This window comes from Proteus sp. MB838 (assembly GCF_054767435.1).
Window position 1 is genome coordinate 28,841 of record NZ_BAABMO010000022.1, and the last position, 14,406, is coordinate 43,246.

The 14,406-nt window shown below is 39.1% G+C and carries 17 protein-coding genes and 1 other annotated feature; of the genes, 10 read left to right on the forward strand and 7 right to left on the reverse strand.

The window, feature by feature from the left end:
• Window positions 1–53: 53 nt before the first annotated feature.
• From ACYUCW_RS10955 to ACYUCW_RS10975, 5 genes are all read right to left on the reverse strand, one after another.
• Window positions 54–926 carry a fructosamine kinase family protein gene (locus tag ACYUCW_RS10955; RefSeq protein ID WP_163748529.1) on the reverse strand — a complete coding sequence of 291 codons (873 nt, stop codon included), beginning with the start codon at window positions 924–926 and terminating at the stop codon, window positions 54–56.
• Between the two features lie 150 nt (window positions 927–1,076).
• Window positions 1,077–1,934, reverse strand: coding sequence for a metal ABC transporter permease (locus tag ACYUCW_RS10960; protein ID WP_004242584.1), 858 nt, complete (start codon window positions 1,932–1,934; stop codon window positions 1,077–1,079).
• Window positions 1,931–2,842 (reverse strand): metal ABC transporter permease, encoded by a 912-nt coding sequence (locus ACYUCW_RS10965; RefSeq protein ID WP_004242585.1) that lies wholly within the window; start codon window positions 2,840–2,842, stop codon window positions 1,931–1,933. Before ACYUCW_RS10965 ends, ACYUCW_RS10960 begins: the two co-directional genes overlap by 4 nt.
• 2 nt (window positions 2,843–2,844) lie before the next feature.
• Entirely contained in the window at window positions 2,845–3,732 is an 888-nt protein-coding gene (locus ACYUCW_RS10970) for a manganese/iron ABC transporter ATP-binding protein (protein ID WP_004251467.1), read from the reverse strand.
• The gene (locus ACYUCW_RS10975) at window positions 3,729–4,637 is read right to left on the reverse strand and encodes a metal ABC transporter substrate-binding protein (protein ID WP_004242594.1); all 909 of its coding nucleotides are present in this window, start codon (window positions 4,635–4,637) and stop codon (window positions 3,729–3,731) included. Before ACYUCW_RS10975 ends, ACYUCW_RS10970 begins: the two co-directional genes overlap by 4 nt.
• 390 nt (window positions 4,638–5,027) lie before the next feature.
• On the opposite strand from ACYUCW_RS10975, the gene ACYUCW_RS10980 reads away from it, so the two are divergent.
• Window positions 5,028–5,729, forward strand: a complete 702-nt coding sequence (locus ACYUCW_RS10980; RefSeq protein ID WP_004242595.1) for a transglycosylase SLT domain-containing protein — start codon at window positions 5,028–5,030, stop codon at window positions 5,727–5,729.
• On the opposite strand, the gene ACYUCW_RS10985 is transcribed toward ACYUCW_RS10980, so the two are convergent.
• Both ACYUCW_RS10985 and ACYUCW_RS10990 read right to left on the reverse strand, forming a co-directional pair.
• Window positions 5,681–6,415, reverse strand: coding sequence for a MarC family NAAT transporter (locus ACYUCW_RS10985; protein WP_460408589.1), 735 nt, complete (start codon window positions 6,413–6,415; stop codon window positions 5,681–5,683). The genes ACYUCW_RS10980 and ACYUCW_RS10985 overlap by 49 nt on opposite strands.
• A gap of 106 nt (window positions 6,416–6,521) precedes the next feature.
• On the reverse strand, window positions 6,522–7,118 hold the full coding sequence (locus ACYUCW_RS10990) for a GNAT family N-acetyltransferase (protein ID WP_036971621.1): 597 nt from the start codon (window positions 7,116–7,118) through the stop codon (window positions 6,522–6,524).
• 266 nt (window positions 7,119–7,384) lie between these two features.
• Between ACYUCW_RS10990 and ACYUCW_RS10995 the strand changes: the two genes are divergently transcribed.
• The 9 genes from ACYUCW_RS10995 (at window position 7,385) to pheS (ending at window position 14,400) form a co-directional block, all read left to right on the forward strand.
• A complete protein-coding gene (locus ACYUCW_RS10995; protein ID WP_004242601.1) occupies window positions 7,385–7,732 on the forward strand; it encodes a tRNA-binding protein in 348 nt (115 codons plus the stop codon).
• A 91-nt stretch (window positions 7,733–7,823) separates the two neighbouring features.
• On the forward strand, window positions 7,824–8,510 hold the full coding sequence (locus ACYUCW_RS11000) for a helix-turn-helix transcriptional regulator (protein ID WP_012367831.1): 687 nt from the start codon (window positions 7,824–7,826) through the stop codon (window positions 8,508–8,510).
• Window positions 8,511–8,735: 225 nt separating this feature from the next.
• Window positions 8,736–9,647, forward strand: coding sequence for a fimbrial protein (locus ACYUCW_RS11005; protein ID WP_004251460.1), 912 nt, complete (start codon window positions 8,736–8,738; stop codon window positions 9,645–9,647).
• A 281-nt stretch (window positions 9,648–9,928) separates the two neighbouring features.
• Window positions 9,929–11,857, forward strand: a complete 1,929-nt coding sequence (gene thrS / locus ACYUCW_RS11010; RefSeq protein WP_004242605.1) for a threonine--tRNA ligase — start codon at window positions 9,929–9,931, stop codon at window positions 11,855–11,857.
• A 3-nt stretch (window positions 11,858–11,860) separates the two neighbouring features.
• Window positions 11,861–12,400, forward strand: a complete 540-nt coding sequence (gene infC, locus ACYUCW_RS11015) for a translation initiation factor IF-3 (RefSeq protein WP_012367833.1) — start codon at window positions 11,861–11,863, stop codon at window positions 12,398–12,400.
• A 94-nt stretch (window positions 12,401–12,494) separates the two neighbouring features.
• Window positions 12,495–12,692 (forward strand): 50S ribosomal protein L35, encoded by a 198-nt coding sequence (gene rpmI / locus ACYUCW_RS11020; RefSeq protein WP_004242608.1) that lies wholly within the window; start codon window positions 12,495–12,497, stop codon window positions 12,690–12,692.
• A gap of 43 nt (window positions 12,693–12,735) precedes the next feature.
• Window positions 12,736–13,092 carry a 50S ribosomal protein L20 gene (gene rplT / locus ACYUCW_RS11025; RefSeq protein WP_004242609.1) on the forward strand — a complete coding sequence of 119 codons (357 nt, stop codon included), beginning with the start codon at window positions 12,736–12,738 and terminating at the stop codon, window positions 13,090–13,092.
• 99 nt (window positions 13,093–13,191) lie between these two features.
• Window positions 13,192–13,314: a sequence feature (Phe leader region), on the forward strand.
• Complete coding sequence (pheM, locus tag ACYUCW_RS11030; RefSeq protein WP_120655563.1) at window positions 13,193–13,240, forward strand: pheST operon leader peptide PheM; 48 nt, start codon at window positions 13,193–13,195, stop codon at window positions 13,238–13,240. Its footprint overlaps the feature before it by 48 nt.
• 102 nt (window positions 13,315–13,416) lie before the next feature.
• Window positions 13,417–14,400 carry a phenylalanine--tRNA ligase subunit alpha gene (pheS, locus tag ACYUCW_RS11035; RefSeq protein ID WP_460408593.1) on the forward strand — a complete coding sequence of 328 codons (984 nt, stop codon included), beginning with the start codon at window positions 13,417–13,419 and terminating at the stop codon, window positions 14,398–14,400.
• Window positions 14,401–14,406 lie beyond the last annotated feature (6 nt).

A 14,406-nucleotide genomic window follows, 5' to 3' on the forward strand; every position in this document is an offset into this window, starting at 1 on the left:
GTAACATTTTGCGAGGTTTATTTTTATCTATGGGTAAATAAAATCAGATTGTTTTAGTGTGTGCCGAGCAAATCATCAATGATTTTTCTGGCTGCTAGGTAATCTTTTTCTTCACCGAATAAATGACAGCGATTAAGGAAATAGTAGAGTTGGTAGATAGGCTGGCGTGATAGGAATTTTTCAGATAAAGGCCAGATGCTTTGGTAACCATCAAAAATATTGGCCGGCACAGAAGAGCATAGCGGTAACATGGCAATATCACATTCGCGATCACCCCAATAACAAGCAGGATCGAACATCGTTCCTTCAGATTGACCTATAGCAGCACAATTTTTAGGCCATAAGTTGCCATGTAATAGCGAGGGTTGTGGATGATGATCGGCTAAACGGTGATTAATGATTTGAATGATTTCTTCTATATCACCGAAAACCATCCCTTTCTCTGAAGCGAGTTGCAACTGGATACCGATACGCTTTTCCGAATAGAAGTAATTCCAGCGCTTCTCCCAACCATTTGCTTGAGGAGTGGTATCTATATGGGTATCGAAATCAAAACCATAACGGGGTTGTTCTTCCCATTGATGCAATTTAGCTAACTGTTGACCAAAACAATACGCGCTGTGAGGTGTAAAAGGTTGCACAGGCAGAAATTCTAACAGTAAGAAGCTAGTATCTTTACTATTGCCAATGCCTAATACGCGAGGAATACGGATCGTTTGGCTTTTTGCCAACATTTCAAGCTGTTCTGCTTCATTTTTAAAGGTGGGCAAAAATTCCCGTAGGTTAGATTTTACAAAGACAGGGATCTCACCATAGTGAATTTTCCAAGTGTGGTGTATATCACCGCTTGAAAGGTGGTGTTTTTCGCTGATCTTTGCTGAAAATCCTAAATTTGATTCAAGCAAACGACCAATATTCTGCCACATAGATTACACCTCGCAAAGTTGTTTACTTAGTAGACCCAAATAGTAACGAGCGATGTTTATACTATGACAATAACACTTTAATTAAATCAATACAGTATAAAACTAAAAAACGGGATGATTATCCCGTTTTTATAGTAATAAAGATTTTCATTAGGCATTGGCGGGTTTAGTTTGCCGTTTTATTTTTGCCAATTTAATCTGATTACAGAGTAATGCAATAATAAAGAACACCGCTTGCGTGAGTACAATAGAAGGGCCTGTGGCACCGTCAATATGAAAACTGATAAATGTACCAATAACACTCGATATAACAGAAAAAAGGATAGCGAGTGTGATCATTCGAGAGAAGCTTCGCGTTAATAGATAAGCGGTGATCCCCGGAGAAATCAGCATGGCGACCACTAAAATAATCCCAACGGCTTGCATCGAGGCGACAATCGTTAACGCCAAAATAGAGAGTAAGCCATAATGTAATAAAGCGACCGGGAGACCGACAATTCTTGCTTGATTAGGATCGAAACAATACAACATAAAGTCTTTTTGTTTAACCAGCATAATAGTAATAGTAATTAAACAAATAGCACTAATCTGTATAAGCACATCTGGGGTGATACCTAAGATATTACCAAATAATATATGCATTAAATGTTGGTCAGTATCTACACTAGCGAAGATCACCAAACCAACAGCAAACATACCAGAAAAGACAATTCCCATTACCGTATCTTCTTTTATTCGGCTATGCTCTTTTAAATAACCTGTTGCAAATGAGCAAAATAGGCCCGAAAGAAAAGCCCCTATCGTTAAAGGAATTGCAGTGACATAAGCTAATACCACGCCAGGTAAAACAGCGTGAGAAATAGCATCTCCCATTAGTGACCAACCTTTTAACACCATATAGCAAGATAAAATAGCGCAGGCGATACCAATGATAACCGCGGCAATAATTGCACGTTGCATAAAAGGATATTGAAAAGGTTCAATGAAAAATTCCATTAATTCATTCATAGTTGCACCTCTTCTTGTTGAGTAACGTCTTTTGGATGCTGGGATTGTGAAATAAGTGCTTGTGAACTTTGACGTGCGCGGCGACGGGCTGCCAACATGCCATGTTTAGGCGCAAATAAGAAGGCTAATAAGAAAAGGGCGGTTTGCATTGTGACGATAACGCCCCCCGTAGCACCATTAAAGAAATAACTTAGATAAGCACCAACAGCACTGGTTACTGTACCAATACAAATAGCGATAATAGCGAGTCGTTTAAATTGGTCAGTGAGTAAATAAGCGGTAGCGCCAGGCGTAACTACCATAGCAATAACTAAGATAGCGCCGACCGTTTGTAGCGCAGCAACGGTACATGCACTGAGCAAGGTAAAGAAGATGATTTTTAGTTTTAAAGGGGATAAACCAATAGAGCGAGCATGTACTTCATCAAAAAATACAACTAATAAATCTTTCCACATACAAAATAGAATAAGAAAAGAGACACCAGTAATGATAACGACTTGCCAGACATCTTCATCAGCAATGCCGAGAATATTCCCTAAAATAATGGTCTGAACGTTGACGGCAGTAGGGTTTAATGAAACCAGCAACAGACCAAAAGCAAAAAAAGTAGAAAAAATAAAGCCAATCACCGCATCTTCACGTAATCGTGTGATGTGACGAATAAAAGTCATTGATAAAGCAGCAAGTAGACCCGTAAAAAAAGCACCCACTGCGTATGGCAACCCTAAAATATAAGCACCGGCAACGCCGGGAACGACGGAGTGGGAGAGGGCATCTCCCATTAATGACCAACCTTTAAGAATAAGGTAAGAAGATAAAAAGGCACAGACAGCACCAACTAAGGCACTTACCCAGATAGCCTTTACCATATAGTTATACTCAAAAGGTTGTAGGAGTAATTCTAGCATCGCTAATCTCCTTGTTTACGCTTACTTTGATGAGCGGGAGTATGTTGTTCATGGTGACCATAGAAAACGGCAGCGCGTTCATCATCGGTAATAACGGTAAGTGAACGTGGATCGTCGTCGTCGTGAAGATCAGGGCCTGATAAGCTGATATGACGCAATACGCCACCAAAAGCATGCTCTAAATTCTTTTGGGTAAAGGTGGTTTCTGTTGGCCCGCTATCAAGCACTGTTCTATTAATTAAAATAACGTGATCACAAAATTCGGGTACACTACCTAAGTTATGAGTTGATACTAATACTAGGTGACCTTCTTTACGCAAGTTACGTAATAATTCAATAATGGCATTTTCTGTTTTTACGTCCACGCCAGTAAAAGGTTCATCTAATAGCAGTACGGTGCCTTCTTGTGCCATTGCTCGTGCTAAGAATACCCGTTTTTTCTGCCCACCAGATAGCTCACCAATTTGGCGATGTCCAAGGCCTGATAAACCGACACGCTCTAAACAAGCTTCAACCACTTCATGATCTTGTTTCGATGGAATACGAAAAAAACCCATTTTTCCATAACGTCCCATCATCACCACATCAGAAACCAGTACAGGAAAGTTCCAGTCAACTTCCTCTGTTTGTGGCACATAAGCAATCATATTCTGTTTAAGTGCTTGCTGAATAGGTTGATTATTTAATGTTACGGTACCTTTTGAGGGTTTGACTAATCCCATAATGGTTTTAAAAAGTGTGGATTTACCACTACCGTTGATGCCCACTAGGGCACAAATTGTGCCACCAGTGATAGAGAAACTTGCATCATAAATAGCAGTGTGACCGTTGTTATAGGTTACCGTTGCATTATCAACAGTAAGAGTAGGATTTATTTTTTTATCATTCATTGTCCAAATCCTTTCGCAATGGTATCGACAGTAATATTAAGTAGATCAATATAAGTAGGGACTTCTCCACCTGGGGCAGAAAGTGAGTCTACATAAAGAACGCCACCATATTTTGCACCAGTCTCTTTACTCACTTGTTTAGCAGGTTTATCGGAAATCGTACTTTCGCTAAACACGACAGGAATATGATGTTCTCTTACGGTATCAATCACGTATTTTACTTGTTGTGGGGTGCCTTGCTCTTCTGCATTAATTGGCCATAAATACACTTCTTTAAAACCATAATCATTGGTTAAATAGCTAAAGGCACCTTCACTCGTTACTAACCAGCGTTTTTCTTCAGGAATACGCGCTAATCTTGCTCTTAATGGCGCATCAAGTTGTTTAATTTGTTCAGCGTAACGCGCGGCATTTTGGTTATAAATTGCGGCATTATCTGGATCGTGTTCAACGAGCGCTTTACGAATATTTTCGATATAAATTAATGCATTATTAGGCGACATCCATGCATGTGGGTTTGGGTTGTTTTTATAAGCCCCTTCACGAATAGGCATAGGGGTAATACCTTCAGTGACAACGACCGCAGGCACATTACGTAATTCATTGAAAAAACGTTCAAACCAACGCTCAAGGTTTAACCCATTCCATAAAATAAGATCAGCTTTTTGCGCTTTGACAATATCTTTTGGTGTTGGTTGATAATCATGAATTTCTGCACCGGGTTTGGTGATAGATTCAACAACGGCAGCATCGCCAGCAACATTTTGTGCGATATCTTGGATAATAGTAAAAGTCGTGACAACTTTTAGCTTATCTTTTGCCTGTGCAGGGGTTATAAAGAAGATTGAGGCAACTAAGCATAATGCCGTAAGCGAAATTTTATTTACAGAGCGGAACATATCCATATTATATAGCCTTATAATTTTCGTGGAATTCTCTAACTGATAATGATTATCAATATCGTTTCAAAAAAGTCAAGTTATCTCTGTGTGAAAGTGAAAATAGCTATTTGATAACAGCTGATACTAAGATAACAGCATGTATTTCAATAAATGTTAAGTAAATTGTCGTCTTTCTTTATAAAAATTAACAATCGATGGTAACTATTGGTGTGAAAGGTTGTTTAATACTCACAATTGATGAAATTTACAGCCAAATCATGGCTTACTGCTGGTTAAGGTATCTGTTTTTATGAGAGAAGCTTATCCTTAGTCCATTTTTTTAATGGACAGCGTTAGGTTTGTGTTTTTTAATAATCTCCTATAAAGCATAGGGCGAAATAATGAGGATAACGTGTGAAGACCAACATAATATTTCCTTTGGCAATTTTACTGCTGGCAGGGTGTGCAGATCCCAATCACCAAACGGCGAAAAAAGAGACACCGCGATTTTTAAATAGCCAGCCTGTAGAGCACAGAGTTAATAATGCCTCAATTTCTACTGCTCAATGGAAAAACACCCCTTTTGATGAGCATATTAAACAAGCTTCAGCCCGTTATGGTGTTGATGAAACCTTAATTAAAGCCATTATTCAGGTAGAATCTAATTTTAGGCCAGAAGTGATAAGTAAATCGAATGCGGTTGGATTAATGCAAATAAAGGCATCCACAGCGGGGAGAGATATTTATCAAAATAGAGGAAAAGCAGGGCAACCAACCACCGCTCAGCTAAAAGATCCGGCTACTAATATTGATTTAGGTACTGCTTATATTCAATTATTAAGAGAGCGCCATTTATCTGGGATCTCCAATCCTGAAACACTCTATTACGCGACTATTTTGGCTTATGTGAATGGGGCGGGTGCATTACTCAGAACTTTTGATAAAAATAGAGATGCGGCGATTGCCAAAATTAATGCCATGAGCGCGGATGATTTTTATCGTTACGTTGAAAAAAATCATCCAGCATCTCAAGCACCACGCTATTTAGCGAAGGTCAAAGCAGCTTATCATTTAGCGGATAACTTTTCTGATAAGCTGGCAGCAGCCGCTGATTGAGCTTGTTGTAATAAAGCGGGGAGATCAGCAATGATTTCAAGTACACCATTAATCATAAACTGAACTCCCATGCAAATTAATAAAAATCCCATAACACGAGAAATGGCATCAATACCACTGTGACCGAGATAGCGCATAATACCGGTTGAACCGCGCAGTGAAAGCCAAACAATCAGGCTAATTAAAAAGAAAGTGGTAATAGGTGCAACGTACAATACCCATTGCGCAATATCTGTACGTGAAGGAATTGATGCTGCTGTACTGATGATCATCGCAATTGTCCCCGGCCCTGCGGTACTTGGCATGGCTAAGGGCACAAAAGCAATATTGGGCGCCTGAGGATTTCGATGCGGATTTTTTTCTTCTGAAAGCGGATCGTCCACATTGGGAGTATGGGGAAATAACATACTAAAACCAATAAAAGCAACGATCATCCCCCCAGCAATACGAGGGCCTGGAATAGAGATACCAAAGGTCGTCATTATTACACGACCCGCATAAAAAGCGATGGTCATAATAATAAAAATATAGACACATGCCATAAAGGATTGTTGATTACGCTGTTCCTTGGTCATATTCCCCGACAGACCAAGCCAAAGCGCGACCGTGGTGAGTGGGTTAGTTAGCGGTAGAAGTAAAATAAGACCAAGACCGATAGCCTGAAAAAACTGGTAAACAGAGTACATAGAGTGTAAAGGCTCCTAACAACAGGTAATTAAGGCTACCGATCATAGCAAATAAATAGTAATAATAGTGTTGATATCAAGAAATATTTTTATATTTATAAGAAGGTTATAGGTATTTTTTCATTAACCACTCAAGATGTGTTTTCACCGCTTGCCAATCATAATCGGTAATACTATAGACACAGGTATCTCTGCGTTGACCGTTGGTGGTTAAACGATGATTACGTAATATGCCATCGAGTTTTGCACCTAAACGCTCAATTGCTCTACGACTGGTTTGATTTAAGATATGAGTGCGGAATTCAACAGCAATACATTGCAGATCTTCTAATGCATATTTAAGTAATAGATATTTCGCCTCGGTATTAATACCCGTTCTTTGTACCTCTTTTGCATACCATGTTGAACCAATCTCTACTCGAGGTGTATGGTTATCTACGTTCATATAGGTCGTCACTCCCACCACACGCTCACGGCGTTTATCAATAACGGCAAAAGGAAGCATTACTCCTTGTTTTTGTAATTGTCTTTTATGCTCAATATCTTGTTTTAATGTAGTGACAGAAGGAACTGTGGTAAACCAAAGTTCATCAGGCCTATCTTTAGCAATCAGTTCACGTAATGGTGATGCATGCTCCATGCTTAATGGTACTAAACGTACTAAATTACCTTCTAAGGTAGTCCAGTCTGTTATCTTTCTCATAGGCGATTCTCTAAGTCGGTGTATTAAATAGTTTCAAGGCAAGAATACTTTTTATACATAACAAATTTATTAATTGGTACGCTTATTTTAACGGTGATTAAAAATAGCTTAAGAATTTGTTTTTGTATAAAGAGAAAAATAACGTCATGAGTGTTTAACAACAGAGAATGACAGCTTAGCAACAGGGCAGGATACCGATGTCATGCTAATCTATACTTATTCGATAATCTTAATGAAGATATAGCAATAAAATAATAGGTAGCAATATGACAGACACCACCAACACCATCGAATGGGATGACTTTTTACGGGTAGAAATGCGGGTTGGCACAATTATAAGTGCTGAAATAAATAAAAAAGCTAAGAAACCCGCTTATGTAATGGAAGTCAGCTTGGGAGAGCTAGGGACTAAACGCTCTAGTGCGCAAATTACCGTGAATTATACCCCTGAAGAACTAATTGGTCGCCGAGTTTTATGTGTTTGCAATTTTCCTATTAAGCGGATTGCAGGGATCAAGTCTGAGGTGTTGATTACCGGGGCTGCTGATGAAAACGGTGCTATCGTTCTCGCAGAATTTAATTTACCTGTGCCTGATGGGGCTCGTTTAGCATGATCTATAGCTAATTGTCCTTTTCTTTTAACGCTCACAGCGATTTTGTTGTAGTATTTATTTCACTGTGAGCGTTAATGTGTAAGGGGATGTTTTGTTATTACCTGAATTACATTTGCGATGTTATACACAAGATACGGTATCACATCAGCATGAGAATATCTGGCAGATCATCTTTGGCTTAACCGGAACGATGGAAGTTAATTTCAATCGGCAAGATTTTCTTATTTCTCAACAAAACTATTTAATTATCCCACCTACCATCGATCATGCTTTTGCTGGTCATCTCAATAATAAAAATCTTATTTTAGAACTTCCTGTCACATCACAGTGGCGACTGAATGAAAGAGGGGGAATGTTTGCCTTATCACCCGCAGCAATAGGATTATTAGCGTGGGTACATCAATACCCTCAAGCGCCAGAACATCATTCCACTCTCGCACGTCTGCTATTAGCCCAAATGAAAGTACAACCAAGCTGGGGGGATAAATTAGATCTCTGGCTAGAAGATAAACTGCATATGCCATTAACAGCTTCTGATATTGCTGGTGCATTAAACATATCAATCAGTACGCTACAGCGCAAAGTAAAAGCGGAATTAGGCATATCTATTATGCAGTATGTGATGCAAAAGCGACTCGCTAAATCCGCAGAGTTGCTCAAATACACATCATTAACGATTGAAAATATTGCTTTAGCGGTAGGGTATGATTCACATTCGGCTTTTAGCCAAGCTTTTCGTCAATACTTTCATAAAACCCCCAGTGAATATCGACAGTAAACGACTTACTGATAAAAATGCTGACTTTTGATATGTGATTTATTAATTAATTTTATTAATTTATTTTTTATTCTCTATTTATTGTGGATAAATAGAGAATAACAAGGTTATATTATTTGTATAGTCTTTTTTTGAATGTATTTCATTGATTATTAATATTTTTTGTCAAAATCTATATGTATTGCTAAAATAATATTAACTAATATTTTTAAATTGGATATGTAAATGAATTTAATAATAAAGGGGCTTCTTTATCCTTTTTTTGTTTTCTTTTCAGCATATGCATTATCTTTTGGGTGCAGTGTTGATAATGGATATGATATTGAGTCTGGTAATTATAATATTTATGTGCAATTAGAGGCTGAGGTGCAACCTTATCAGAATTTAATTGTTGATCTCTCTAGGCATTTAAAATGTTGGAATAGTTATGGTGGATGGCAAGATGTTGACCATATCAATTTAGAACCAGGGACGGGCTTATCTGGGCCACTATTTAATTTTAGTGGTTCAGTATATTGGTATGGAAATACATATTCATTACCTTTAAATAGTGCGACTAAAGTTTTACATATCGGTGATCTTACCCCTATGCCGATGCCGATGATGTTGTATTTAACGCCTATAAATAACTCACCAGCAGGAGGAGTACTCATTAGATCGGGTGAAACTATTGCAACTATTAATATGTATAAAATAGCGGATTGGGATGGTGGTAATCCTAAATATTTTACGTGGGAAATAGTGTCTAAATATGATGTTACAATGCCAATTAGTGGATGCGACGTTAGTAGCCGAAATGTCAATGTTAATTTACCTCCTTACCCAGGCGAAGCACCGGTCAATTTAAATATTCACTGCGCGCAACCACAAAATATATCATTTTATCTTTCCGGACAAACCACTGATGATGATACAACCTTTATTAATTTAGCAGGCTCTGCAGGGGAAGTCTCTAAAGGTATGGGGGTTCAATTAATGCGTAATGGATATGTAATCCCTGCTAATAAAGCAATATCTTTAGGTAGAGTTAATTCGTCGACTTCATTAGGTTTAAAGGCGAGGTATGGTATGACTGGCGAGCGTGTAACTGCTGGAAAAGTAAAATCAATTATAGATGTTAACTTTATATATGAGTGAATTATTTATTAATTTAATATCTATGATTTTAATTAGCGTAAATAGCAAATGGAGACAGATATACTCGCGCAATTAAAAGCATATATAATTTGTTGTTGCTATGATAATATCACGCTTGAGTTATAGCAGTATGCCAAAGCACTTTTATTATCCTAAACACTTTGGTGTACATAACTTGCAGAGTGAAGCAAGTAACTGCTAATAACGTATTAAATTTTAAAGTAAAATTAAGAATGCATGTGATCTTGCGTATGGGTCACCACTGTAACTAAGGATTTTAAATGCCAATTATTACTCTTCCTGACGGGAGCCAACGTCAATTTGAAAATGCAGTCTCTGTCATGGATGTCGCTGCAGATATCGGTCCTGGACTTGCCAAAGCCTGCATTGCAGGGCGCGTTAATGGTGAGCTGGTGGACGCTTGCGAATTAATCGAGCAAGATTCACAACTGGCGATTATTACCGCAAAAGACGATGAAGGTCTTGAAATTATTCGTCACTCTTGTGCCCACTTATTAGGACACGCAATTAAACAGTTATGGCCACAAACCAAAATGGCGATTGGTCCTGTTATCGAAAATGGTTTCTACTATGATGTGGATTTAGATCATTCTCTGACGCAGGAAGATTTAGAAACGTTAGAAAAACGTATGCTAGAGTTGGCGAAAACAGATTACGATGTCATTAAAAAACGCGTAACTTGGGCACAAGCACGGGAAACTTTTGTTGCTCGTGGTGAAGATTATAAAGTCGCTATCCTTGATGAAAATATCAGTCAAGATGCACACCCAGCACTTTATCATCACCAAGAATATATTGATATGTGCCGTGGCCCCCATGTGCCAAACATGCGTTTCTGCCATCACTTTAAATTACAGAAAATCGCAGGTGCATACTGGCGCGGTAATAGCGATAACAAAATGCTACAACGCATTTACGGTACCGCTTGGGCTGATAAGAAACAGTTAAAAGCTTATTTAGAACGTTTAGAAGAAGCCGCTAAACGTGATCACCGTAAAATAGGTAAACAACTTGATTTATATCATATGCAAGAAGAAGCGCCGGGTATGGCTTTTTGGCATAATGATGGTTGGACTATTTTCCGTGAGTTAGAAACATTTGTACGTTGCAAATTAAAAGAATATGATTATCAGGAAGTAAAAGGTCCATTTATGATGGATCGTGTTCTTTGGGAAAAAACAGGTCACTGGGAAAACTACAAAGAGAATATGTTCACTACTTCTTCGGAAAACCGTGAATATTGTATCAAACCCATGAACTGCCCAGGCCACGTGCAGATTTTTAAACAAGGTCTACGTTCTTACCGTGATTTACCATTACGTATGGCTGAATTTGGTAGCTGTCATCGTAATGAACCCTCTGGTGCATTACACGGTTTAATGCGTGTTCGTGGCTTTACACAAGATGACGCACATATCTTCTGTACAGAAGAACAAATTTTAAGTGAAGTAAATAACTGCATCAAATTGATTTATGATGTATATTCTACTTTCGGATTTGAAAAAATCGTTGTTAAGCTGTCTACTCGTCCAGAAAAACGCATCGGTGAAGATGCGTTATGGGATATTGCAGAAACAGACTTAGCAAAAGCCTTGACTGATAACAATATTGAATTTGAATATCAGCCGGGTGAAGGGGCGTTTTATGGCCCTAAAATTGAATTTACACTTTACGACTGTTTAGATCGTGCATGGCAGTGTGGTACAGTACAGCTGGACTTCTCATTGCCAGGTCGATTAGGCGCTTCTTATGTTGCTGAAAATAATGAGCGTAAAGTACCTGTTATGCTTCACCGAGCGGTGTTAGGATCATTAGAACGTTTTATCGGTATTCTAACTGAAGAATACGCAGGATTCTTCCCGACTTGGTTAGCACCACAGCAGGTTGTCGTGATGAATATCACGGATGGACAGGCTGATTATGTACAAAAACTCGTCAAAGAATTGCAAGATGCCGGAATTCGTGCAAAAGCAGACTTGAGAAATGAGAAGATTGGCTTTAAAATTCGTGAACATACTTTACGTCGTGTTCCGTACATGCTTGTTTGCGGTGATAAAGAAGTCGAATCAGGCAAAGTAGCGGTTCGTACTCGTCGAGGTAAAGACCTTGGCAGTATCGACGTTAACGATTTTAAAGAAAAACTTCTGCAAGAAATCAGAAGCAGAAGTCTTCATCAGTTGGAGGAATAAGGTATTAAAGGCGGAAAAAGAATTCAATCAACGCGTCAGAATCGTATCAATGGTGAGATTCGCGCTCATGAAGTTCGTTTAACAGGTTTAGACGGCGAACAGATTGGAGTTGTTAGTCTGAAAGAGGCTCTTGAGAAAGCCGAGGAAGCAGGTGCTGATTTAGTTGAAATCAGTCCTAATGCCGAGCCGCCAGTTTGTCGTATTATGGACTACGGCAAATTCCTCTATGAGAAAAGTAAGACTCTCAAAGAACAGAAAAAGAAACAAAAGGTTATTCAGGTCAAGGAAGTTAAATTCCGTCCTGGTACAGATGAAGGCGACTATCAGGTCAAACTACGCAACCTGATTCGTTTTCTTGAAGATGGCGATAAAGCCAAAGTCACACTACGTTTTCGTGGTCGTGAAATGGCACACCAACAAATCGGTATGGAAATGCTTAATCGCATCCGTGAAGATTTGGATGAACTGGCTTCTGTTGAATCTTTCCCTAATAAGATTGAAGGTCGTCAGATGATCATGGTGCTAGCGCCGAAGAAGAAATAGTTAGGCAATTCAAGTAATAGCGTCAGTCTTTATTGACTGACTGCTATTCGCCTTATTATTTTATGTTATTAACAATGCGAAGTGGATTATAGAAATGCCAAAGATTAAAACAGTACGCGGTGCAGCTAAACGCTTTAAAAAGACTGCAGGTGGTGGTTTTAAGCGTAAGCACGCTAACCTCCGTCACATTCTGACTAAAAAATCAACTAAGCGTAAACGTCATTTACGTCCAAAAGGTATGATCTCTAAAGGAGATTTAGGCCTGGTCGTAGCTTGCCTACCATACGCATAAGTATCAGTTTTTTTAACAGAATTATAGACATTAGGAGTGTTATATGGCTCGCGCTAAACGTGGTGTTATCGCCCGTGCTCGTCACAAGAAAATTTTAAAGCAAGCTAAAGGTTATTACGGTGCACGTTCTCGTGTATATCGTGTAGCTTTCCAGGCTGTTATCAAAGCTGGTCAATATGCGTACCGTGACCGTCGTCAGAAAAAACGTCAGTTCCGTCAGCTGTGGATTGCGCGTATCAACGCAGCAGCTCGTCAGAACGGCATGTCTTACAGCCGTTTCATCAATGGATTAAGAAAAGCATCTATTGAAATCGACCGTAAGATCCTGGCGGATATCGCTGTATTCGACAAAGCTGCATTTGCTGCTTTAGTTGAAAAAGCGAAAGGTGCTCTGGCTTAATTAAGTCAATGGAAGAGGGAGTTAACTCCCTCTTTTATTTTGTCTAAATTTGTGGCTTAATGGTAAAATTCAATAAGTTACACATAATGAGAATGTCTCAATGTTAAATATCGCTTTTTTCCGCTTCTTTTTTTACTTTAGCGCCTAATTTTGGGGGCTTTTGCGCGTAAGAAAAGAAACGAAAAGTAGCGCCGGAGCCTCCATTTTGGAGGCTTTTTTGTTTTCAGTACTCAAACTTGAGTTCAGAAATCAAAAGGGCAATTTTTTAATCGTCATCATTGATAACAACTAATAGACCTCATCAGGTCAAAGGAAGAGGAAACGATGCCACATCTCGCTGAACTCGTTGCTCAAGCTAAAGCAGCTATCGAAGAGGCACAGGATGTTGCTGCGCTGGATTCGGTTCGTGTTGAATACTTGGGGAAAAAAGGTCATTTAACGCTCCAGATGTCCACGCTGCGCGACTTACCCGCTGAAGAGCGTCCAGCTGCTGGAGCGGTCATTAATCAGGCAAAACAAGAGGTTCAGCAAGCACTGAACGCTCGTAAAGAACAAATGGAATCAGCACTATTAAACGAACGTTTAGCGGCTGAGAAAATTGATGTCTCTTTGCCTGGACGTCGTATTGAAAATGGTGGTCTGCACCCTGTTACTCGCACAATTGAACGTATTGAAACTTTCTTTGGCGAATTAGGGTTCTCTGTGGAATCAGGCCCTGAAATTGAAGATGACTATCATAACTTTGATGCGTTAAATATTCCTGCTCATCACCCTGCAAGAGCTGATCATGACACTTTCTGGTTTGATGCTAAACGTTTATTGCGTACTCAAACCTCTGGTGTACAAATTCGCACTATGCAAAATAAACAGCCACCGATCCGCATTATTGCACCTGGCCGTGTTTATCGTAATGACTATGACCAAACACATACTCCAATGTTCCATCAAGCTGAAGGCTTAATTGTTGATAAAGACATTAGCTTCACTAATTTAAAAGGAACACTGCACGATTTTCTGAAAAACTTCTTTGAAGAAGATATGGAAATTCGCTTCCGCCCATCCTATTTTCCATTTACAGAGCCTTCAGCCGAAGTTGATGTAATGGGTAAAAATGGCAAATGGTTAGAAGTCTTGGGCTGCGGTATGGTGCATCCAAATGTGTTGCGTAATGTAGGTATCGATCCCGAAGTTTATTCTGGTTTTGCTTTCGGGATGGGTATGGAACGCTTAACTATGTTACGTTACGGTGTCACCGATTTACGTTCATTCTTCGAAAATGATCTTCGTTTCCTCAAACAGTTTAAATAAGGTGGG

Coding starts and splice junctions, on each gene's coding strand:
- ACYUCW_RS10955 (WP_163748529.1), bottom strand. CDS start 926: ATGTGGCAGAATATTGGTCGTTTGCTTGAATCAAATTTAGGATTTTCA.
- ACYUCW_RS10960 (WP_004242584.1), bottom strand. CDS start 1,934: ATGAATGAATTAATGGAATTTTTCATTGAACCTTTTCAATATCCTTTT.
- ACYUCW_RS10965 (WP_004242585.1), bottom strand. CDS start 2,842: ATGCTAGAATTACTCCTACAACCTTTTGAGTATAACTATATGGTAAAG.
- ACYUCW_RS10970 (WP_004251467.1), bottom strand. CDS start 3,732: ATGAATGATAAAAAAATAAATCCTACTCTTACTGTTGATAATGCAACG.
- ACYUCW_RS10975 (WP_004242594.1), bottom strand. CDS start 4,637: ATGGATATGTTCCGCTCTGTAAATAAAATTTCGCTTACGGCATTATGC.
- ACYUCW_RS10985 (WP_460408589.1), bottom strand. CDS start 6,415: ATGTACTCTGTTTACCAGTTTTTTCAGGCTATCGGTCTTGGTCTTATT.
- ACYUCW_RS10990 (WP_036971621.1), bottom strand. CDS start 7,118: ATGAGAAAGATAACAGACTGGACTACCTTAGAAGGTAATTTAGTACGT.
- ACYUCW_RS10995 (WP_004242601.1), top strand. CDS start 7,385: ATGACAGACACCACCAACACCATCGAATGGGATGACTTTTTACGGGTA.
- ACYUCW_RS11005 (WP_004251460.1), top strand. CDS start 8,736: ATGAATTTAATAATAAAGGGGCTTCTTTATCCTTTTTTTGTTTTCTTT.
- thrS (WP_004242605.1), top strand. CDS start 9,929: ATGCCAATTATTACTCTTCCTGACGGGAGCCAACGTCAATTTGAAAAT.
- rpmI (WP_004242608.1), top strand. CDS start 12,495: ATGCCAAAGATTAAAACAGTACGCGGTGCAGCTAAACGCTTTAAAAAG.
- rplT (WP_004242609.1), top strand. CDS start 12,736: ATGGCTCGCGCTAAACGTGGTGTTATCGCCCGTGCTCGTCACAAGAAA.
- pheS (WP_460408593.1), top strand. CDS start 13,417: ATGCCACATCTCGCTGAACTCGTTGCTCAAGCTAAAGCAGCTATCGAA.